We start from the raw sequence: 22253 nt of genomic DNA, 5'->3' as shown, positions 1-22253 counted from the left end.
CAAGTATATGAAGTGATTTTAAGTATATTTTACTGGTTGTTTTTGTTCTTATTTTAATTCAAATAACAAGACTGTTTTTAGGAAAAAAAGTAAGGGATACAGATGCACAATTTAAGTCTCAGAAATTCTTTCAGAGTGCACAGCCAATTCAAAATTACAGTGGGAAACTTTAGTTAACAAATGGTATATCAAACTTATCAAAATACCTGAAATAAAAGTAGATATTAAAAAATGAAAAGATATGCTCACCTTTAAAAACTATAATATTGCTGATTGGTTTTCATTTTACCGAATATTTGCCGCGCCATTTTTATTGCTTCTAATTTGGTTAGATTTACAACTTTTTTTTACATGGCTTCTTTTAATAAGTTATTCTACTGATGCCATTGATGGGTATTTAGCTAGGAAACTAAAAATAACCAGTCCCAGAGGATCACAACTGGATTCATTTGGGGACCAAGTAACGCTTATTGTTGGATTAATAGGTTTGTTTTATTTTGAAACTAATTTTATTAAAACAAACCTCGTTTTAATACTGATAGCATTCATTCCGTATATTTTACAAATGGGGATAGCTTATTTTAAATATGGTAAAGCAACAGCATTTCACACCTATTTAGCTAAGCTTTCAGCAATGCTTCAAAGTCTATTTATATTATGGTCGCTATTCTTTAATCCAGAATATGTCCTATTTTATATTATGATTATCATTGGATTATTAGAAACTTTTGAAGAAATCACCCTTATTTTCATGTACGATAATTGGGCTTCCGATGTAAAAGGCATTTATTGGGCGATGCGAGACAAACGCCGTTTAAAAAACAAGAGTCATTAATACCCGAGTTCCATTATGCGCAGCTATTCTATATTTACTATTTTACTTTTATGCTTACTGATATTATTGGTAGATATGGTTGCATTTTATTGGTTGCAATCTATAACCATATTGTTAACCTCAAGTTTTTTTAAGTTACTAATAAACATATTGTTTTGGATATTTACTACAGGTCTAATAACGGCTATAATCGTACTTAAAATCAAACTAGATGATATAAACCCAAGACGTAAGCACAAGTTAATCTCATCGCTATATGGGCTTACCGTTTCGTCTTTTATTCCTAAAATATTATTTGTAATAATTATATCTATATTGTTCTATACCAACTATGCTTTTTCAGAAAAAGAATCTATTTTAATAATTCCATTAGTGGGATTGTTTTCTGGGTTTCTACCTTTTTTAATTATTTTATATGCCATTTTAAAAGCCGTATATCACTTTAAAATTCATCGTCATAAAATAAGTTTTCAGCATTTACCTAAATCGTTTCATGGATTAAAAATTGTGCAAATATCTGATTTGCATTTAGGAAGTTTTAATTACCGATATAAAACTTTGGAGAACGCTGTAAAGTTGATTAACAATTTAAAGCCCGATCTGATTTTTTTTACTGGTGATTTGGTAAACAACTATGCTTGGGAATTGCGGGGTTGGGACAAAGTCTTTTTAAAGTTACATGCTGAAATTAATAAATATGCAGTTTTAGGAAATCATGATTATGGTGATTATAGTGAATGGAAAAATAAATCTGACAAGCAAAAAAATTTTAATGCTATAGAAAAATTTTATAAATCTACGGGCTTTAAACTTCTACGAAACACCTCTGACACTATTAAAATAAACGGTGAAAACATCTCTATTCTTGGTGTCGAAAACTGGGGAAAACCACCTTTTAAGCAATATGGCGACTTACAAAAAGCTTTAATATCGTCACAACATGTTGCTTTTAAGATTTTGTTAAGTCATGATCCGAGCCATTGGCAGGAAGAGGTAGTAAAAAAGACAGATATTACACTTACATTTTCTGGTCATACACATGGCATGCAAGCTGGTATAAATTTAGGAAAAAAACAATGGAGTCCTATAAAATATAAGTTTAAGCATTGGGCTGGCCTATATAAATTAGAACAACAATACCTATATGTTAATCGAGGACTCGGATGGTTGGGGTTTCCTGGTAGGTTAGGTATGCGCCCAGAAATTACATTTATGCAACTTAAATCTAGTAGTTCTGTTGCAAATTAATTTAAACTGACTAATATCATTGAATATATCATGACGATAAAATAAATTAGAGCTTAAATCAAATATTTGGTTTTTGTACATCACTTTTAAATATCAACATCTAACTTTAATATCAGGTAGTCATGATTCTTAAACTCGGAAAATCTAAATGCAGAACACTACTAAGTAATAATTACATAGGCCATTTGGCATATATTTATAAGAATAGACCTTTTGTAATACCAGTTACTTATTATTATGATGATAGTACTAATTCCTTATTCGGTTATTCGGGTAACGGACATAAAATAAATGCTTTACGAATTAACAATGCTGTTTCACTAGAAGTCGCTGATATTGAGTCTGTAAACACTTGGAAATCTGTATCAGTACAAGGTGCTTTTTACGAACTTGAAGGTAGTACAGCTAAAATTAACTTACACAAATTTTCTGAAGGTGTAAAACGTGTTGTCAGAATAAAAGAAGGAAGGGATTTAAAATATTTAAGTGAATTTTCGAGTAAAATTTATAAAGAAGGACCACCTATAGTTTTTAAAATTGATATTGAAGAACTAACAGGGAGAGAAAGGAAATAATAGTTTTATTTTGTTCCTAAATTTTCTGAAAAAACTACGTCTAAAGCCATACCAATTGTTTGTCATATATATTTATGACATAATAACTAAGGTGTGCCATTCATAAAAGGACGATCTATCTAAACTATTTTTTGAAAGTAAATAAAAACCAACGAATTAGTCGTGTTATTATGACAAATATCATTTCATAAAATAATGTGTCAGCATACCTTTATAAGGTTAAAAAACGCCATTATGAAAACTATATTATATGCCACAGATTGTACCAAAAACGATGCTTACTCATTAAAGTACGCTTATCGGTTTAGTTCTATTATGAAAGCAGATTTACATGTTTTACATGTTTACGATTTTCCTCCAATGAACCTTGCAACTATTCAGCCTTTAGAGTCATTGAAAAAAAGAATGCATAAAGAGCGCATAGAACTCGTAAAAAAATACTGTGAAAAACATCTCAAAAATGAATTTTATCATAAACCTATGACCACTCATGTTATTGAAAACAATTCTATCTCTGAGAGTATTTCGCGTCTCTCTAAAATATTAGGCCCGGATTTAATTATTATAGGTATGAAAGATAACCATAGTACTAGAGGTTATTTTTCCAGTAATATTGCTGATTCATTACTAGATAAAATTGAAGTGCCCTTATTAATTGCACCAAATGACATGACCTATAATGTTCCTTCAACTATAGTATATGCCACTGATTTTGAACAAGAAGACATTTCATCAATTAAAAAAATTATAGAAATAGCAAGCCCATTTGAGGCACTTGTAGAAATCATACATGTATACGAAATGGATACATACACTGCGCAAGAAAACATGGATAAATTTAAAAACATACTTTTAAATCAGATTTCCTATCCAGAAATAACGTTTAGAAGTATTCTTTCTAGTAAAATAAAAACGGGCTTATTAAGCGTTTTGAATAATGAAAAAGCGAGTATGTTGGCAATGTTAGAACGCGAACATGATTGGGAATTTAACAACTTGTTCCATAAAGGTTTAGTGAAAGATATGGAAGCTACAGTTTCCATACCATTATTAGTTTTTAGCAAAAAAAAAACAAATTTAAAGAAGGTTAACGCGGATAATAAAAGAAAAATATTAGTAGAATCCTAAAACCTTACTGATAATTATACCAAGAAATATAGGCAAAGAACAAAGTTCTTTACTCATTGTTTTTCTTTGACTTTTTTTGCTCTCGTTCTAATTTTCTAAAATAACTCCGTGTTAAAAAATTATGCTTTAAAGCTTCCATGTTTTGGTTGAACTTATCTGTTCCTTCATTAATGTTTTTAATAGTTTCTTTAAGACTTTTAACAAATTCTGCATCATTGGAAAGGTAATTTAAGGCGCCCTCGCCTTCTTTTACATTAGTAATAGCTTCGTCCATATTAGTAATAACACCTTTTATTTCTGTACTGGAATCTTCCAAATTTGCAATGATATTTTTCATTTTTACAGATTGCAAAGAATCATTCAGCAAAGTGCCAGCAATACTTTCATTAAAGTTAATCGAAGAAATAATGCTGTTTAATTCTTTCATCGATCTTGATGCTTCAATACTCATAATTCGCAATTGTTTTACAGTTTGTTTAAGATTGGTAGACACAATGGTATCGTTTATAAGCATTCCAAATGTGCCTTTACTATCTGCCATAGCATCAGCTATTTTTAATAATTTAGCGGTTAATAAAGCTGCATTTTCATTGGTAACACTTAAGGTGTTTAACATGTCTGAAGTTCCTATTTTAGTATATGATTTGATAACATCACCAGATGAAATAAGCCCATTAATTCCATCTCCAGGAATAATATTTACAATCATATTTCCTACCAGTCCATCCGTCCCTATAGTTGCAATGGCATCCTTTTTAATATGATTTATCATTTTTTCTTCTATTACCATAACTACATTTATTGTAGAATCATTAATCATAGTTATGGCCTTTACCGTACCAACATTAATACCAGAATACCGCACATTATTACCATTTATTAATCCATTAACATTATTAAAATTGGTACTTATTGAAAAGGTTTTCGCAAATATATTTTGACGTTGACCAATAAAGTAAATGGATACTATAAAAATAAGTAACCCTATAATTACAAAAACACCTAATTCTAGTTTCTCTTTGGCTGTTTTTTTCATGATTTTCAAATTTTATTTACTTAAAAAACGCTTTCACTTTTTCATCTTTGGACGCTTTTAATTCAGAAAACGTACCCTCAGCATAATTTATACCATCAACTAATAATATCATCCGTTCAGAGACTACGCGAGCACAATCTACATCGTGAGTTATAATTAGTGATGATGTTTTATACTGACGACGTATACGTTTCATAAGTTCAATAATTTCCTTAGCCGTTATGGGGTCTAATCCACTTGTAGGTTCGTCATATAAAATTATCTTAGGCTTAAGTATTAATGTCCTAGCCAATGCCACACGCCTTTGCATCCCACCAGATAGTTCTGCGGGCATTAAGTCTATGGCATCAACCAATCCAACACTTTCCAGGGCTTCAATAACTAATGGAGCTGTATCTGAAATATTGCCAAACTTGTGTTTGTGGCGTCTCAATGGAAATTCTAAGTTCTCTCTTACCGTCATAGAATCGTACAATGCACTTCCTTGAAATAAAAAACCTATGTCCGTTCGCAATTCATCTAAATCTATGCGATTTAGAGTCGTAATATCTTTACCCATAACTTTAATACTTCCAGAATCTGGCTGCATTAAACCGACTAAACATTTTATCATAACGGATTTTCCTGAACCCGATTTACCCATTATTACCAAGTTTTCGCCTTCAAAAAGCTCTAAATTAAATCCGTTTAAAACATGATTATTCCCAAACGTTTTTTTTAAATCTTTAATTTCAAGTATAAACTTTTTAGAGATTATGGGTTCTTTTTTTTCTTGTATGTTTTGATTTGGATTCATCTTTTATATTTCAAAAAATATATCAGTTACAAATACAGCAATAAAGTCAATTATAAAGAGGAGCATGGATGAAAATACCACTGCGGAATTTGCTGCCAACCCCACCCCTACAGTTCCTTTTTCACAGTAATAACCCTTAAAACATCCAACTAGTCCAATAGCAAATCCGAAGAAATAAGTTTTAATTGTTGCGGGAATAAGATCTCCAAACTCTAGCGCATTAAATACTTTATTAAAAAATAATTGAAACGATACTTCTCCTTTTGTGTTTTCAATTATAAAAGAACCATAGAGGGCAATCGCATCGCCTAAAATTACTAGTATAGGCAGCATCAGTGTTGCCGCTAAAATTCTTGTAACCACTAAATATTTAAAGGGATTTGTACCTGAAACCTCCATGGCATCAATTTGCTCTGTTACACGCATGGAACCTAATTCGGCTCCTATGCCAGAGGCTATTCGGCCAGCAAATGTTAATGCTATTATTACGGGTCCAATTTCTCTAATAATAGATATACTTACCATAGAAGGCATCCAAGATTCTGCACCAAACTCTTCTAATGTAGGGCGCGTTTGCAGGGTTATTACTAATCCAATAATAAAACCTGTAACTCCCACTAACAACAAGGACTTATTCCCTATACTATAACATTGCCTTAGTAACTCTTTAAACTCGAAAGGTTTCTTAAATAATTCTTTAAAAAATCGACGTGCAAAGTAAGCGAGTTCACCTATTTCGATAAGAAATGTCTTTATTATAATTGATTTTAGCATAAAGTAACTATTAAAGTATTTAAATTTATAACATCATTACTACATATAAAATGATTAAAATCATTTACCGACTGATGCATATCATTTGAAAATCATTTAATTACATCTACTTTTTCAATATTATTATTTAACAAATGAATTTAGGCTTAGTATTATCTGGTGGTGGCATGCGAGGTGCTGCTCATATTGGAGCTATAAAAGCTTTAGAAGAACATAACTTATACCCAAACCATATTGCTGGTACAAGCGCGGGTGCTATAGTTGGAGCGCTTTATGCCTATGGTTATAAATGGAAAGATATTTTGACTTTTTTTAAAGGAATTCAAATATTAGATATTAAAAAATACGCTTTAAATAAACCAGGTTTTATAGATGCTGAGAAGTTTTATCCAGAATTTAAGAAGTATATAAAAAACGATGATTTCTCTTTTCTTGAAAAAACCTTCAGTTTAACGGCTACTAATATTTTAAATGGACGATCAGAAATTTTTGATAAAGGAGAATTGATTAAACCCATTTTAGCTTCAGCCGCTATTCCTGGCATATTTGCTCCAGTAAAAATAAAGGATTCGTATTATATTGATGGTGGTTCGCTCAATAACTTTCCAGTAGAATTATTAAAATCAAGATGCGATAAAATTATTGGGGTTTATGTTAATGGTTTTGACACCATAAGCATAAATGATTTAAAACATTCGCATAACGTTATAGAACGGGCGTTTAAATTAAAATCAGTAAAAGACGATCAAGAAAAATTTAATGAATGTGATTTAGTTATATCTCCAAAAGAATTAAGTAAATATGGCATTTTTGATAAAAAGCACCTTGAAGATATATTTAAAATTGGGTATGATGCTACCATAGAAGCATTAGAAAATAATAAGAACAAATTTTTGATAAAAAAATCTGAAAACTGACGGTCATCATTTATTGTCTTATGTTTTAATCATATATTGAAAGTAATCATAAAACTTAATAATCATGAAAAATACACGGGACATTCAATTTGTTGATAAAGTAATAGGAGCACTGAGAAAATCTGCAGTAGAGTTAGAAGAGTTTCAAGTTAAAGCTGCTTTAGGAAAAGCAGATGCACATGTTAAATATGAAGAGGTTAAAAAGAACTTTAACCTGTTTATACATGACAGCGAGTTTAAAATAAAAGGTATTAAAGAAAAAATAGAAGAACTTAATACAAAGTTTGATGAGCTGCGCGTACAATTGGCTTTAGGAAAAGCTGAGACCAAAGAAATTTTTAAAAAACAAAAAAAGCAAATACTTTTAATACTGCATGATATTGAAGTTAAAATAAAAACGAATGAAAATTTAAATAGAATGTATGCTTTAACACTAATTGAAATAGAACAATTTAAAATTCAGTTAGAGATTTTAGAACAGAGGTATAGCAAAGATAAAAGAGAAGCTAAAGACACTTTTGAAAAAGGAAAAAAAGACTTTAATTCTTTTATTGATAAGTTTAAAGGCAAGTATGGAAAGAAAAAAGAAGAAACAAAACTAGAGCATTTTCAAAATGAAATTTCCGAAGCTTTTGATCATTTTAAAAAAGCATTTTCCAAAGCCTAACCCTTTTAGTAATGTAAAAAAAAACACAATGCAAATTGTGTTTTTTTTAATTTAAAACTCATCTATTGACTTGAGCATATTAATAATCATAGTCCCCTTTATTTATATTCTTCAGAACACCAAACCCCAAGATTACTGCTATAATAAAACTTAAAATTCCTAATACAGATATACTCTTCCAGAGCGGGTGGATTTCAAAAACTATCAATAATGAAGCCCCAATTATTAAGGCTACCATAATAAAAGTTGTAATGAGTTGTTTTGTTATTCTTTGGAGTGTATGTACCATAGGATCTATACCCTTATGGGTTAAGTCTACTTTTATTTGACCGGAATTTATTTTGCGTATTGCATTCTTTAAATCGGACGGAAATTCTTCCATATAATCTGCAAGTTCCACAATAGAATTAGCAACTTTCTTACCCATTTTTATAGGGTTATATTTTTTAGTGATACTAGTTCTAAGATATGGTTTTGCAATTTCGAATTGTTCCAAGTCAGCATCTAGTTTGTTAATAACACCCTCAATAGTAACTAAAGATCTTGCAAAAAGGAAAAAATAAGTAGGAACTTTTAATCCATGAGCAATGATAATATCTTTTAGTTCTAATAGAACCGTACTCATTTCATTTTCATGGATATCTCTCACATAATATTTTTCTACAAATTCATTTATATCAAACTCCAAATCTCTCATATTTGAAATAGGAACATTATTTGATAGCTGTTGTAAAGTTTTAATTATAATCTTTACGTCCTTGTTTGTAATAGCTACAAATAATTTACTAAAAATTGAAACATCTCTTGGGAGCATACTTCCCATCATGCCAAAATCTAAATAACAAATATGACTATTAGGAAGTACCAATAAATTCCCTGGATGTGGATCAGCATGGAAGAAACCATATTCAAAAATCTGTTTAAAATAGCTAACTGTAAGTCTTCTGGCAATAACTTTAGTATCAATGTTTTTAGCTTTTAACTTGTCAATTTGATTAATTTTAATTCCTGAAATAAACTCCATAGCTAATACTTTTGATGTTGTAAAAGCTGAATACACTTTAGGAGCCTCGGCAAATTGATCTAAAGTCTTATCGTTTTTTAGATTATTATAAAACCTTTGAATATTAATAGATTCATTAATAAAATCAATTTCTTTTAGTATCGATTCTTCAAAGTTTTTAACAATTCCAATAGGATCAAAGTTTTTTAAAGAAGGGATTCTTCTTTCTAAAACTTCTGCAATTTTATACATGGCCTTAATATCTTCTAAAATAATGTCATGAATGCCCAATCGTTGAACTTTTAAAGCAACACGCTTACCAGAGTGCAGAGTTACTTTATGAACTTGTGCTATGGATGCTGAAGCAAATGGTTTGGGCTCAAACCAAGCAAATAGGTTTTCTACTTTATCTTTTAATTCTGTTTCTACAACTTGTTTAGCAACACTTTCTAGCATTGGTGGTACATTGTCATGAAGTTTTTCTAACTCAAAAGTTAATTCCAAAGGAACTAAATCTGGTCTGTTACTTAAAATTTGTCCAAACTTTACAAATGTAGGCCCTAGCTCTTCGCATACCAGTCTCATTTTGGCCCATTTACTATAGGCCATTGCATGCTTTCTTGAAGCTTTAGGTATTAATTTTCGCATAAAAGAATATTGATTATTCTCCTCTAAATATTCTACCAAATCTTCAAAGCCATATTTTATTAAAACTTTAACTATTTGATTGTATCTGGAGATAGATCTAAAATTCTTTCCAATACCTGCTATAATTCCCATTGTATTATGCTTCTATTCTATTTAATCTAGCTTCTAATAGCGCAACAGTAGCGTCCATTTTCTCAAGTTTTTCGTTTAAAGCTTTTATTTCATCTAAATGTGCAACATTTATTTTTTTATAAAACTTGACAATTAATTCTTCTATTTCATCATTTAACTCTTCCTTTAACTCATGGGTTTTTAAAATTATTTTATCTGCAAATTCTAATTCATTTCCATTTTCATCTAAATGAGATTCGGACATGATATTATTGAGATTTTCTTTCCCTTTTTCTGAAAACTCACTTATTTTATCTAGAAATTTCGTGTCTTTTGCTAAATAATAAATACTAGAACTTAGTGTGAGTAGCTCTAAAATTGTTTTTGTTTTCATAACTTTTGGCGTTTGACTTAAACTAATACTAAATATAAAGACAAATAATATCATTTAATATGATATTAATCATTTTGCGTCATGAGCTAATGGTTTAATTTTAAAGTAGACTAAAACATTAATTTTATTCCAATGAAAACCAATTCGATTACAACAATAATGACCAAAAATGTGATTTGCATTTCTCCAGAGCAATATCTTTTAGATGTTAAACATATTTATGAGAAGAAAAAATGGCATCATCACATTCCTGTTATAGAAAATGAAGAATTAGTAGGTATGGTGAGTTTAATAGACTTTATGTATCATATTTCTGGAGCTGGAATTAGTGATGACCATAAAATATATAAAGAGTTAAGAGTTAAAGACATAATGACTCAAAAACCATTTTATTTAACAACTACTGCAACTATAGAAGATGTTGCTAAAGTTTTAGCTGAGGGATATTATCATGCCATTCCTATTCTTGAAAATAATAAAATAGTAGGTATTGTGTCTACTGCTGATATTATTAAATTTCTCTTAAATGAAGCCTTATAATATCCGGAGTTACAATTAGCACTCTCTTTTTGAATTTTTAATAATATTCTACAAAGACTGATGGTTGTCATTTCTGTTTTGCTGCCTTAAATGTATCTTCATGGGTATTAAATAATGGTTATATCATGAAAACTACGCTGTACATACAAAACTTAAAATGTCGTGGAGGCGAAGCCACTATAATACATAAGATTTCTGCACTACAAGGCATCTCTAATATATCTATTAAACTTCAATATGGCACAATGACACTTGAGCATGAGACAAATGAAGATATCGAAGAGGTAAAACGACTATTATCAAAAATTGGTTATCCTCCTTTCGGCGAAAAAAATGATTTAGGCAAAAAAGTTAAATCTTATATAAGTTGTACCACAGGTAAAATTAAAAAGATAGAAAAAGACACTATTTTAAATGAAGTTTAACAAAATTAATATTAATCATAACAATGAATAACAAAAAAGATAAGAATAATTGGGCTATTGGTGGCGGTGTTCTCGCAGGTCTTGGAATTGGTTTCTTTTTTCTAACGGAGTCTGCTCTAATGTTTGTAGGATCTATAATTTTTGGACTGGGAATTGGTTTGTTAATCACTTCAATTCTTGCAAGAAAAAAAGATTAAACATTTTTTAATATAATAATGCGGTTAAGCATATAAAGGAATTATTAATTGCAAATTGAATGATATGAAACTATTATCACAACTAAAAGTAGCCGTATTTGCTTTAATTTCTTTATTAATAATATTAAAGTTTTGTTGCCCAAAAGATGACAACATAAACATGTATTCAAATATATTGAATAGCAAAGCTTTAGTTCATTCCACAACTCCTATTACATTTAAAGTTAACAAAAATATCATTGTTGAAAAATACTTTGAATATATAGATTCTATTGTTCACAAATATGACTCAATAACCTCTTATAAATTAAGCGAACATCTTTTGGTTAGAACAAATAAATGGATCATAGACACACTTCAAAATACAGATTATTATAGAATGAAAACACGAGATTCTTTTATATATAATCAAAAAAAAATGATTGTTTTACCCAAAGGATCCATTATAACTATTCCTGATTCTATAAATGCTATAAAACTTTTAAATTCATTTAAAAACACCCTTATAGATATTAATATCCCAGAATTAAAATTGTCCATTTTAGAAGCTTCAACTAAACATTATGAATTCCCTGTCCGCGTTGGAAAAAACGAAAAGAAATTCCTTAAAATGGCGGGAAGAGTGGTAGATTTAAAAACTAAAATCGGTGATGGCACCATAGTAAATCATGTTCGAAACCCAAGTTACTATAATCCAGTTAACGGCCATCGTTATTTTGTTACAAAAAGAGATGATAAAAAAGTTACTAAACTCCCCCAAATCCCTTTTATAGAAACCGAAATAAACGGCCTTAGGAATGGACAATTAATTCATCCAACCACTAACCCGAAAACTTTAGGGAAAGCGTATTCAAATGGCTGTATTGGCACTAACGAAGCCGATGCTTGGGTTATTTACTATTATGCTCCTATTGGTACAAAAATTAAAATAAGATATGATTTAAATGTTATGGATGAGAAAGGCGAAGAAGGAGTATTAAAAGATATCTATGGTTTCAATAAATGATTGCTCATATGAATAGAACTTATTATATGATATTCCGCTGTCTTATTCTTATCTCAACAAGATAAATTAAAAACAGTAGTATCCAAAATATTCATTAAAACTTCATGAGTTAAAAAAATTACTTTCATCTTGATTAGTAATTATATTACAATTTATTCTTACTTAAATGATTTCCTTTAAGCTACCCGTGTTTTCTGATGGTTGAATCATCTTATTATCAAAAAAATCATCTCCTTTAGTAACAAAAACAATGATATATATCAAATCTATTGATTCATGCTGAGCAATATCATTGTTTTATAAACTTGATACTATTTACTTTAAGACAAAATTTAATCATGACACTTTTCATAGTCATAACACTATTTCTATTGCTTTTAGTTTCCTTGCTACTCGTGCCAATAATTATATGTATTGATACAGCATCTGACGAATATTATTTTGAATTACAAGGTTTAATTAAAGTCAATATAGAAAAACATGAGACAGAAATTTTTAGAATTCGATTACATGTTTTATTCATGACATTTTATATGTATCCCTTAAAAAAAAAGAAACTAAACAAACAAAAAAAAGAGAATAAGAAGCATGTAACCAAACCTAAAACCCATATCACTTTTAATAGGTTTTTTAAAATATTAAAAACATTTAAAATAAAACGATTTTTTATAAATATCGATACAGGAAATTGCATTCTGAATGCCAAACTATATCCATTATTCGCATTACTAAATTATTACACAGGGAATTTTTATATAAATTTTCAAGGACGAAATCAATTGGTTTTACTTGTGAAAAACAGACCAATAGATATTATAAAATCACTTATTAACCTTTAAATTATTGTATTATGGATTTACATTTTGAAGAATTATTAGGTCAGATTACTGACTTTATTAAAACAGAGGCCAAAACAGAAACTGTTGTTGGCGAACAATTTGAATTAGGACAATTTAAATGTGTTCCCGTAATTAAAGTAGGGATGGGATTTGGTTCAGGCGGAGGCGAAGGCGTTGAAACCAAAACAAAAGTCCTAAAAGGACAAGGAGCAGGCGGAGGAGCTGGTGTTGGTATAGAACCTATAGGCTTTTTAGTAACAAAAGAAGACGAAATATCTTTTATTGAAGCAGGAAAAATTCATGGTTTAGCGGCCGCTTTTGAAAAAGTGCCAGACTTGATTGAAAAGATTGTTGATGCAAGAACTAAAGATAAAGTGACCTCTTAATTTATGTCATGTCAAATTTTTTAGTAGTTAACGTGCAGACTGAATGTGTTTAATTAAAAGATTAATGCATTCAGTCTGCTAATGTTGTTATTTTTCTTTGTCGTCATCAGGATTTCCTTTTGTCATATGCTCCACCCCAGCAAACTGATTCATTTGATATACCTTATCTTCTAAAGTCATTCTTCGCGATTTTCTAGTAAATAAAATGATTGAAAATGTGTTGTAAAAACAAAAGTCAAATTGCTCATAAAAGCTCTTTAAAGTTAGGACAATTCTGTAAAGAAAGTGTACACCTAATTGCACTCCTTTCATTTGATTTTATATGATATCAAACAACATCATATAAAACAAAAAAACACTGATAATCATACGATTAACAGTGTTTTGATACTACCTCTTACTAGGTTAGTCGGGGTGGCAGGATTCGAACCTGCGGCCTCCACGTCCCAAACGTGGCGCGATAACCGGGCTACGCTACACCCCGAAGTGATTATCAATTATATTAAAATAATTTGCGGAGAGACGGGGATTCGAACCCCGGGTACCCTTTTGGGGTACGACGATTTAGCAAACCGTTCCTTTCGGCCACTCAGGCACCTCTCCAATACTGTTATAAGAACATCGCATTTAAATGCGGATGCAAATGTAAGTTTTCATCTTAAAGCAAACAACTATTTTATTTAATTTTTTTTAATTTTATTCAGGATATTCTATCCTTAAATGATAAATATTTGCAAGCTTGTGCTTTAGCACTTTTTTTATAGATTCAATTTCTTTAAACGTAATATCTGCATTTAAAAATTGTCCTTGTTCAATTTGCTTATTTATAATATTTTCAACAAAAGCCTCGATCTTGGCGGATGTTGGATCTTTTAAACTTTTAGATGCCGCCTCAACACTATCGCACATCATTAAAATAGCAGTTTCTTTACTAAAGGGCTTAGGTCCTGGGTAACTAAAATTAGCTTTATCTATTTCAATATCTGGATAATCCTTTTTCTGTTGCATGTAAAAATAATACACAACACTCGTTCCATGATGTGTCCTGATAAAATCTATGACTCTATCTGGTAAATTATTTTTTCTAGCTATCTCAATACCGTTTATTACATGATCTGTAATTATTCTAGCACTTTCTTTTGAAGATAACTCATCATGAGGATTGATACCTGTTGATTGATTTTCGGTGTAATAAGTAGGGTTCTTCATTTTACCAATATCGTGATATAAAGCTCCTACCCTAACCAGCATAGCGTTAGCTCCTATTTCATTTGCTGAAGCTTCAGCTAAATTTGCGACGTTTAATGAATGATGAAATGTTCCTGGTGCTTTATTTGATAACTCCTTAAGCAACTTGGTATTCGTGTCAGAAAGCTCTAAAAGCGAAACATCGGAAACCAATCCAAAAAGCTTTTCATAAGCATAAATTAAAGGTTGAACAAACAAGGTAGCTAATCCACATAAAATAAACCATATAAATGTTTCCCAATTAAGTGTTTCAATACTGCCTTCATGAATTACAAAAAATGCAAAATAGGCAATAATGTAAATAAGCGTTATCTGCCCTACTGAAATAAATAAATTAGCCCGCTTGTATAACTCTGAAACGGTAAGTATAGTTACTATACCAGCTATTATTTGTAGAAACATATATTCATAACTATTAGGTACTATAAAGCCCAGTAAAAGCACGGTAAGAACATGAGCAAATAAACCTAATCGCGCATCAAAAAACGCCTTAAAAACCAACGGTAATATACAAATTGGAACAATATATATATATTTTGCGTCATAATTCACTACGAGTGTTGTAATGAATATCATCAATGAAATATTAAAAAATATGAAGGTTACTTTTGTATTATTCTCAAAAACCTCTACCCTATACTTTCTTAGAAACAAGAGTAACATCAATAATGCTAAAGCAACTAGCAAGGTATATGCAAATAGCACCCAATTATAGTTGGCTTCATTCCAAACTTGAGATTCGTATTCAGACTGTAAAGATTTTAAAATTTGATATTTATCGCCTTCAACAACTTCACCTTTAGAGACTATCAAAGTTTCTTTTGCAATGCTTCCCCTAGTATAAGAAATTCTGCTTAATTCATCTTGAATCGCCTTATCTGTAAATATTTTATTAAACGTTATGTTGGGCTCGACCAAATCGAAACACAAGGCAACAAAGTCGGCTTTGAAATTCGATAAATTGTTTTTATCTAATACGCTTTCTATTACAGCTGTTACATCGCTCTGTTCAATCAAGTTTGAATAAAAACCATCTAGCTTTTTTTCTCTTCCATCAAGAACAACGATGGATCTGTCTTTAGAAAAATCGTAATTATCACTTAAAACACCATATTTATATAACTCAGAAAAAATACCTTCCCCCGTTTTATATAATTTATTAGAAATGCTATTTGGTATAGTATCCGGAAAAATAGCTTTAAACTGTTCTTCGTAAGCATCATTAACCTTTTTCAGTATGGAATTATCTAAATCAAAATACAGCATGGCATTATCAATAACACCCTTTTCTTCTATCGCTATTTCTTCATCAGTCTTTTTAATGGCAAAACCAAAAGGTGCCTGTAAACTTTCAGACTGCCATGGTTTACCTTTTTCAAAATTATATTTAAACTTTCCGCTTTTGGGAAATAGATATACAATTAAGAAAGTTGTACATATAAATAGTAGCCCTTTATAAATTAAGGAATGGTTTCTATATAATTTATTTATGAAGTCTTTCATCTAGAAATCAAATGTAATAAATTTATAAGCTTTTACCATTTTTTATAAACATCTAATCTTTCAAATTTCTACTAAAAAATCGTTATTTTAGCGCGTATTAAACTAAATTGTTAGACTGATGAACAGAGAAGTCGTTATTGTTTCTGCTGCAAGAACTCCAATAGGAAGTTTTTTAGGTGCTTTATCAACTATTCCTGCTCCTAAATTAGGAGCTATTGCGATAAAAGGCGCTTTAGAAAAAATAAATTTAAAACCCGAGCTTGTTGAAGAAGTGTTAATGGGTAATGTTGTACAGGCTGGCACTGGACAAGCTCCTGCAAGACAAGCTGCTATTTATGCCGGCATACCGAATACTGTGCCTTGTACAACTATAAATAAAGTATGCGCTTCTGGTATGAAAACTGTTATGCAGGCTGCTCAATCTATAGCATTAGGCGACGCTGATATTGTTGTGGCCGGCGGTATGGAAAATATGAGTCTTATTCCACACTATTTATACGCCAGAAATGGCACTAAATTTGGACCAGCGACATTAGTTGATGGCATGCAGAAGGATGGCTTAGTTGATGCTTATGATCAAAACGCCATGGGTGTTTGTGCTGATGCCTGCGCTACTAAATATGAGTTTTCTAGGGAAGAACAAGATGCTTATGCCATTCAATCGTATGAGCGTTCTGCTGAAGCTTGGGAAACGGGTAAATTTAACAATGAAGTAGTTCCTGTTGAAGTTCCTCAGCGCCGTGGAGAACCTATAATTGTTGTTAAAGATGAAGAATACACCAATGTTAGAATGGATAAAATTCCGCAATTACGTCCAGCTTTTACAAAAGATGGCACCGTAACTGCGGCCAATGCATCTACTATTAACGATGGCGGGGGTGCGATGGTTTTAATGAGTAAAGAAAAGGCAGATGAATTGGGATTAAAACCCTTAGCAACTATAAAAAGTTATGCAGATGCAGCGCAGGAGCCTGAATGGTTTACAACTGCTCCAGCAAAAGCCCTACCAAAGGCACTTGATAAAGCTGGTGTTTCCATAGATGATATTGATTTTTTTGAATTTAATGAAGCATTTTCTATAGTTGGTTTAGCAAACATGAAAATTTTAGGGCTTACTGATAAAAACGTTAACGTTAATGGTGGCGCTGTTTCCCTAGGACATCCTCTCGGGTGCTCTGGAGTAAGAATTCTGATTACTTTATTAAATGTTTTAGAACAAAATAATGCTAAAATTGGTGCTGCTGCAATTTGTAATGGTGGTGGTGGAGCTTCAGCAATGATTATAGAACGTAACTAAAAGTATTTAATGCAATACGGTATTTGTAATTTAAGCCTTGTTCCGCTTCGAGACGACCCTGCAGACACTAGCGAATTAGTTTCGCAAGTGATTTACGGTGATTTTTTTAAAGTCTTAGAGCAACGTAAGCAATGGAGTAAAATTAGGTTGGCTTTTGACAAATATGAAGGTTGGGTTGACAACAAACAATATGTTGAAATATCTGAAGACCAATATAATGCTCTCTGTAAAGAGAAACCGAAATTATCTACTGATTTAGTAGAGTTTATTGAAGATGACAACAATCAATTATTTCCAATTACTATTGGATCGAGCTTGAACGGACTATCACTTCTAAACCATAAATATGATGGTGCTTCAATTAATGAAAAAAATACAAAATCTAATATAATTCAAACCGCTTTTACTTTTCTAAACGCGCCATACTTATGGGGAGGAAAAACACCTTTTGGTATTGACTGTTCTGGTTTTACACAAATGGTATACAAACTTAACGGTTACAAGTTATTACGTGATGCATCACAACAAGCCACACAAGGCGAAGCATTGAGCTTTATAGAAGAAAGTGAGCCAGGTGATTTAGCTTTTTTTGATAACAGTGAAGGTGAAATTATTCATGTTGGTATCATAATGAAAGACAACTATGTTATACATGCTCATGGCAAAGTTAGAATAGATCGTTTAGACCACTCTGGCATCTATAATGTTGACAAAAATACACACACACATAAACTACGAGTTATTAAAAAAGTAATATAAAAAAAGCTGTAAATGCAGCTTTTTTTATATTACTTTTTTAAAAGAATAGTTACTCGTCAGCAATTAACGCATCCACTTTTTCTTTTAAAACTTTAAACTTCTCTGTTTCACCTAAAACACTATAAATATTCATTAATGTTTGAGCAGCATTAATACTTTCAGAATCTATTTCAAGAGCTTTGGTTAGATATGGAATAGCATTTTTATAAATATTTTGACGTTCAGCTCTTAACTCGTCATAGCGCTTATCATCAGCCTTTGAAGTCCCTAATCCATTCATTTCTTCAATCAAAGCTGCTTCTTCTCCTAAAACTAAAGCAGACATGTTTATATAAGCATTAATGTAGTTAGGGTCTAGCTCCATCGCTTTAGTATAATACTTTTTTGCTCCTTCTATATCCTTAGACTCTGATGCAATAACACCTAAATTATATTGTAATTCAGCATTCTCCGGATCTAGCTCTGTTGCTCTCTTCAGAAGGTTTTTAAACTCCTCTGTATTTCCCATTTTGTAATGAACGTTAGCTTCATTTAAAATCAGACCAATATCATCCGGACTTTCTGCTCGTGCTTCTTTCATCGCAGCAATAGCTTTTTCATTATCGCCTTTATTAACATATATTAATGCTACATTTTTAACAATTTCTGGCTTCTTAGATTCTGATAAACGTTCTCCCGGTTTAATATGACTTTTAGCCTTAACATAAAGATCACGAGTCGCTTTATCAAAAACAACTTCTTTACCAGATTCCTTATCCGTAGCAAAATATTGTTTTTCAATACCTGTATAATTTAAGTCTTTAAGCTCTTCGTATAATACTAAAGCTCTGTCATACTCTTTTTCACTAACGGCTGTAGATGCCGCATAGTAAAGAAATAAAGTATCTACTTCAGTAATTCTGTATGCCTTTTCAAAATACTTTGAAGCTTTTGAATAATCTTTACTTTCGTAAGCTTCGTTACCTGTTGTTAATACTCCGCTAAACATCCTTTGTTTTAACTGCTTAATTTCTGCAACATACGCACCTTCAACTTTCCCTAAACTTTCAATAGCTGCATCAATATCCGCCATTGATCCTTTACCATTAGCATACAATACTTGACCTTTTACATAATAAAATTTAGCCTTGGATTTTGTATCCATGGCAGACATTAAGCCCTCAGCCTGACTAATAGCTGCTTTGGCCTCTGCATAATTGTTGTTTTTAATAGCTTTCTCAGCAGTCTTCAATTCTTTCTTTTGCGCAAATGAGAGTGCACTTATTGAAAACGCTAAAGCTATGATTAATTGTTTCTTCATTTTAAATAATATTAAGTTTAATTTTCAGTGTTATTATTGTCAGTATTAATATCAAGAGTTGTGCCATCTTCCGAAACATCAGTATTTTCAATGCCTTCAACACCCTCAACATCTTCTACCTCATCTTCATCATGCATTACTTTTGCAACAGCAGCTATAGAATCGTTTCCTTTTAAGTTAATTAATTTAACCCCTTGAGTAGCTCTTCCCATAACTCTTAAATCTTTTACCGCCATACGAATAGCAATTCCAGATTTGTTGATAATCATTAAATCATCATCATCGGTTACATTCTTTATAGATACTAAGTCACCTGTTTTTTCGGTAATAGAAATGGTTTTCACACCTTTCCCTCCACGATTAGTTATTCGGTAATCTTCTAAACTAGAACGCTTACCATAACCATTTTCGGAAACTACTAAGATGTTACTATCCATGTCATCTACTGCAATCATACCAATGACTTCATCCGTTTTTTCATTTTGTAATCTAATTCCTCTTACACCAGAAGCACCACGTCCCATTGGCCTTGTTTTTGCTTCTTCAAAACGAATAGCTTTACCGGATTTTAATGCTAACATGACTTGGCTTTCACCTGTTGTTAACTTAGCTTCCAGTAACACATCACCATCTTTAATAGTAATCGCATTGATACCATTTGTTCTCGGTCTAGAATATTGCTCTAATGATGTCTTTTTAACTTGTCCTTTTTTAGTGGCCATTATTACATAATGACTATTAATGTAAGCTTCGTCCTTTAAATCTTGAGTACAAATAAACGCCATTACTTTGTCGTCTTGCTCAATATTTATAAGGTTTTGTATCGCCCTTCCTTTCGATGTTTTACTACCTTCTGGTATTTCGTAAACACGCATCCAAAAACATTTTCCCTTTTGGGTGAAGAATAACATATATTGATGGTTTGTACCAACGAATAAATGCTCTAAGAAGTCTTCGTTTCGCGTCGTTGATGCTTTTTGACCAACTCCACCTCTATTTTGTGTTTTGTATTCTGTTAAAGATGTACGCTTAATATAACCAGCATGCGAAATTGTAATGACTACTTTTTCGTTAGGAATCATATCTTCTATACTTAAATCCCCTCCAGCATATTCAATAACCGAACGACGCTCATCGCCATACTTATCCCTAACAACTTCTAATTCACCTTTAATGATATCCATTCTACGATCTTTCTTATCTAAAATATCTTTAAGATCGATAATAGTCTTCATTATTTCCTCATATTCTTTACGAAGCTTATCTTGTTCTAAACCAGTCAACTGACGTAGTCTCATCTCAACAATAGCTTTAGCTTGAATCTCAGAAAGTTTAAAACGTTCAATTAAATTATTTCTAGCCTCATCAGCATTTGATGACGCTCTAATAATTTTTATAACTTCATCAATATTATCAGAAGCAATAATTAATCCCTCTAAAATATGTGCTCTTTCTTCCGCTTTACGCAATTCATAAGTAGTTCGTCTTACAACAACTTCATGTCTGTGTTCAACGAAATAATGAATTAACTCTTTTAAGTTTAACATCTGTGGACGTCCATTAACTAATGCAATGTTATTTACACTAAATGAGGATTGTAACGCTGTGTACTTAAATAATTTATTTAATACGATATTTGGAATAGCATCACGTTTTAAAACGTAAACAATGCGCATCCCATTTCTATCAGATTCATCACGAATAAGCGAAATACCTTCTAACTTTTTATCGTTTACCAAATCAGCAGTTTTCTTGATCATATCTGCCTTATTCACTTGGTAAGGAATCTCGTCAACTATAATACATTCACGACCATTCACCTCCTCAATATTGGTTTTGGCACGCATCATTACACGTCCACGCCCTGTATGAAAAGCCTCCTTTACCCCATCGTAACCATAAATAGTTCCGCCAGTTGGAAAGTCTGGTGCTTTAATGTGAGTAATTAACTCGTCAATTTCAATATCGTTATTCTCTATGTACGCAATGGTTCCGTTCACAACTTCAGTTAAATTGTGAGGAGGCATATTCGTTGCCATACCTACTGCAATACCAGATGCACCATTAACTAAAAGTCCTGGAATACGCGTTGGCAAAACCGTCGGCTCTTGCAGGGTATCATCAAAATTCAACTTGTGGTCTACTGTTTCTTTATCAATATCTGCCAACATATCCTCAGATATTTTTTGCATACGCGCTTCTGTATAACGCATTGCTGCAGGACTATCTCCATCAATAGAACCAAAGTTTCCTTGTCCATCAACAAGCATATAACGCAAACTCCATTCTTGAGCCATACGCACCATAGCGTCGTAAACCGAGGTGTCGCCATGTGGGTGATACTTACCTAAAACTTCCCCAACTATTCTTGCAGATTTTTTATGTGCCGTATTTGCTCTAATACCAAGTTCGTGCATGCCATAAAGCACACGTCTATGAACTGGTTTTAAACCATCTCTTACATCTGGTAAAGCACGTGACACAATGACCGACATTGAATAATCAATGTATGCCGATTTCATCTCATCCTCAATATTAATCGGGATTAATTTTTCTCCTTCTGCCATAAATATTTGAATTTAATTTTATGTGATTTTCAAAACATGCTAATATAAGAATTT

22 protein-coding genes and 2 tRNA genes are annotated in these 22253 nt (G+C 31.5%); 14 read left to right on the top strand and 10 right to left on the bottom strand.

Annotated elements, in window-relative coordinates; genetic code table 11:
• Positions 1–241 precede the first annotated feature (241 nt).
• The 4 genes from QZ260_RS05545 (at position 242) to QZ260_RS05530 (ending at position 3786) form a co-directional block, all read left to right on the top strand.
• Positions 242–835, top strand: a complete 594-nt coding sequence (locus QZ260_RS05545) for a CDP-alcohol phosphatidyltransferase family protein (protein WP_295983707.1) — start codon at positions 242–244, stop codon at positions 833–835.
• 15 nt (positions 836–850) lie between these two features.
• The gene (locus QZ260_RS05540; protein ID WP_295983706.1) at positions 851–2083 is read left to right on the top strand and encodes a metallophosphoesterase; all 1233 of its coding nucleotides are present in this window, start codon (positions 851–853) and stop codon (positions 2081–2083) included.
• A gap of 122 nt (positions 2084–2205) precedes the next feature.
• A complete protein-coding gene (locus QZ260_RS05535; protein ID WP_295983704.1) occupies positions 2206–2658 on the top strand; it encodes a pyridoxamine 5'-phosphate oxidase family protein in 453 nt (150 codons plus the stop codon).
• Positions 2659–2892: 234 nt separating this feature from the next.
• Complete coding sequence (locus QZ260_RS05530; RefSeq protein ID WP_295983703.1) at positions 2893–3786, top strand: universal stress protein; 894 nt, start codon at positions 2893–2895, stop codon at positions 3784–3786.
• A gap of 49 nt (positions 3787–3835) precedes the next feature.
• On the opposite strand, the gene QZ260_RS05525 is transcribed toward QZ260_RS05530, so the two are convergent.
• Genes QZ260_RS05525 through QZ260_RS05515 form a run of 3 tightly spaced genes read right to left on the bottom strand, consistent with a single transcriptional unit; the run spans position 3836 to position 6392 of the window.
• Positions 3836–4822: an MlaD family protein gene (locus tag QZ260_RS05525; RefSeq protein ID WP_295983701.1), complete on the bottom strand. Its 987-nt coding sequence runs from the start codon at positions 4820–4822 to the stop codon at positions 3836–3838.
• A gap of 16 nt (positions 4823–4838) precedes the next feature.
• Complete coding sequence (locus QZ260_RS05520) at positions 4839–5618, bottom strand: ATP-binding cassette domain-containing protein (RefSeq protein ID WP_295983699.1); 780 nt, start codon at positions 5616–5618, stop codon at positions 4839–4841.
• Between the two features lie 3 nt (positions 5619–5621).
• On the bottom strand, positions 5622–6392 hold the full coding sequence (locus QZ260_RS05515) for an ABC transporter permease (protein ID WP_295983696.1): 771 nt from the start codon (positions 6390–6392) through the stop codon (positions 5622–5624).
• Positions 6393–6526: 134 nt separating this feature from the next.
• On the opposite strand from QZ260_RS05515, the gene QZ260_RS05510 reads away from it, so the two are divergent.
• Both QZ260_RS05510 and QZ260_RS05505 read left to right on the top strand, forming a co-directional pair.
• Complete coding sequence (locus QZ260_RS05510) at positions 6527–7309, top strand: patatin-like phospholipase family protein (protein ID WP_295983693.1); 783 nt, start codon at positions 6527–6529, stop codon at positions 7307–7309.
• A 64-nt stretch (positions 7310–7373) separates the two neighbouring features.
• On the top strand, positions 7374–7976 hold the full coding sequence (locus QZ260_RS05505) for a hypothetical protein (protein WP_295983691.1): 603 nt from the start codon (positions 7374–7376) through the stop codon (positions 7974–7976).
• A gap of 79 nt (positions 7977–8055) precedes the next feature.
• On the opposite strand, the gene QZ260_RS05500 is transcribed toward QZ260_RS05505, so the two are convergent.
• Together QZ260_RS05500 and QZ260_RS05495 are read right to left on the bottom strand one after the other, a co-directional pair.
• On the bottom strand, positions 8056–9759 hold the full coding sequence (locus tag QZ260_RS05500) for an AarF/UbiB family protein (RefSeq protein WP_295983689.1): 1704 nt from the start codon (positions 9757–9759) through the stop codon (positions 8056–8058).
• A gap of 4 nt (positions 9760–9763) precedes the next feature.
• The gene (locus QZ260_RS05495; protein WP_295983688.1) at positions 9764–10132 is read right to left on the bottom strand and encodes a hypothetical protein; all 369 of its coding nucleotides are present in this window, start codon (positions 10130–10132) and stop codon (positions 9764–9766) included.
• Positions 10133–10264: 132 nt separating this feature from the next.
• Here QZ260_RS05495 and QZ260_RS05490 point away from each other — a divergent pair, with 132 nt between their 5' ends.
• The 6 genes from QZ260_RS05490 to QZ260_RS05465 all read left to right on the top strand — a co-directional run bounded on the left by QZ260_RS05490 (position 10265) and on the right by QZ260_RS05465 (position 13525).
• A complete protein-coding gene (locus QZ260_RS05490) occupies positions 10265–10672 on the top strand; it encodes a CBS domain-containing protein (RefSeq protein ID WP_295983686.1) in 408 nt (135 codons plus the stop codon).
• 125 nt (positions 10673–10797) lie between these two features.
• A complete protein-coding gene (locus tag QZ260_RS05485; RefSeq protein ID WP_295983684.1) occupies positions 10798–11097 on the top strand; it encodes a cation transporter in 300 nt (99 codons plus the stop codon).
• Positions 11098–11120: 23 nt separating this feature from the next.
• Positions 11121–11294 carry a hypothetical protein gene (locus QZ260_RS05480; RefSeq protein WP_295983681.1) on the top strand — a complete coding sequence of 58 codons (174 nt, stop codon included), beginning with the start codon at positions 11121–11123 and terminating at the stop codon, positions 11292–11294.
• Positions 11295–11358: 64 nt separating this feature from the next.
• Positions 11359–12300, top strand: a complete 942-nt coding sequence (locus tag QZ260_RS05475; RefSeq protein ID WP_295983679.1) for a L,D-transpeptidase — start codon at positions 11359–11361, stop codon at positions 12298–12300.
• Between the two features lie 338 nt (positions 12301–12638).
• Positions 12639–13139: a hypothetical protein gene (locus QZ260_RS05470; protein WP_295983677.1), complete on the top strand. Its 501-nt coding sequence runs from the start codon at positions 12639–12641 to the stop codon at positions 13137–13139.
• A gap of 11 nt (positions 13140–13150) precedes the next feature.
• Positions 13151–13525, top strand: a complete 375-nt coding sequence (locus QZ260_RS05465; RefSeq protein WP_295983674.1) for a GerW family sporulation protein — start codon at positions 13151–13153, stop codon at positions 13523–13525.
• 409 nt (positions 13526–13934) lie between these two features.
• On the opposite strand, the gene QZ260_RS05460 is transcribed toward QZ260_RS05465, so the two are convergent.
• The 3 genes from QZ260_RS05460 to QZ260_RS05450 form a co-directional block, all read right to left on the bottom strand.
• Positions 13935–14009 (bottom strand) — tRNA-Pro (locus QZ260_RS05460).
• Between the two features lie 31 nt (positions 14010–14040).
• Positions 14041–14128, bottom strand: a tRNA-Ser gene (locus QZ260_RS05455).
• 93 nt (positions 14129–14221) lie between these two features.
• Positions 14222–16276: an HDIG domain-containing metalloprotein gene (locus QZ260_RS05450; protein ID WP_295983672.1), complete on the bottom strand. Its 2055-nt coding sequence runs from the start codon at positions 16274–16276 to the stop codon at positions 14222–14224.
• 118 nt (positions 16277–16394) lie between these two features.
• Between QZ260_RS05450 and QZ260_RS05445 the strand changes: the two genes are divergently transcribed.
• The gene (locus QZ260_RS05445) at positions 16395–17573 is read left to right on the top strand and encodes an acetyl-CoA C-acyltransferase (RefSeq protein ID WP_295983669.1); all 1179 of its coding nucleotides are present in this window, start codon (positions 16395–16397) and stop codon (positions 17571–17573) included.
• A gap of 9 nt (positions 17574–17582) precedes the next feature.
• Positions 17583–18332, top strand: a complete 750-nt coding sequence (locus QZ260_RS05440) for a C40 family peptidase (protein WP_295983666.1) — start codon at positions 17583–17585, stop codon at positions 18330–18332.
• Positions 18333–18381: 49 nt separating this feature from the next.
• Here the strand turns inward: QZ260_RS05440 and QZ260_RS05435 are convergent, their stop codons facing one another.
• Positions 18382–19632 carry a tetratricopeptide repeat protein gene (locus QZ260_RS05435; RefSeq protein ID WP_295983664.1) on the bottom strand — a complete coding sequence of 417 codons (1251 nt, stop codon included), beginning with the start codon at positions 19630–19632 and terminating at the stop codon, positions 18382–18384.
• A 17-nt stretch (positions 19633–19649) separates the two neighbouring features.
• Positions 19650–22199, bottom strand: coding sequence for a DNA gyrase subunit A (gene gyrA / locus QZ260_RS05430; RefSeq protein WP_295983662.1), 2550 nt, complete (start codon positions 22197–22199; stop codon positions 19650–19652).
• Positions 22200–22253: the final 54 nt, after the last annotated feature.

Origin of the sequence: uncultured Algibacter sp. (assembly GCF_905480415.1) — a bacterium.
GTDB lineage: Bacteria > Bacteroidota > Bacteroidia > Flavobacteriales > Flavobacteriaceae > Algibacter_B.
The sequence above is the reverse complement of the archived record's forward strand: the minus strand, read 5'-3'. Positions and strand labels throughout refer to the sequence as shown.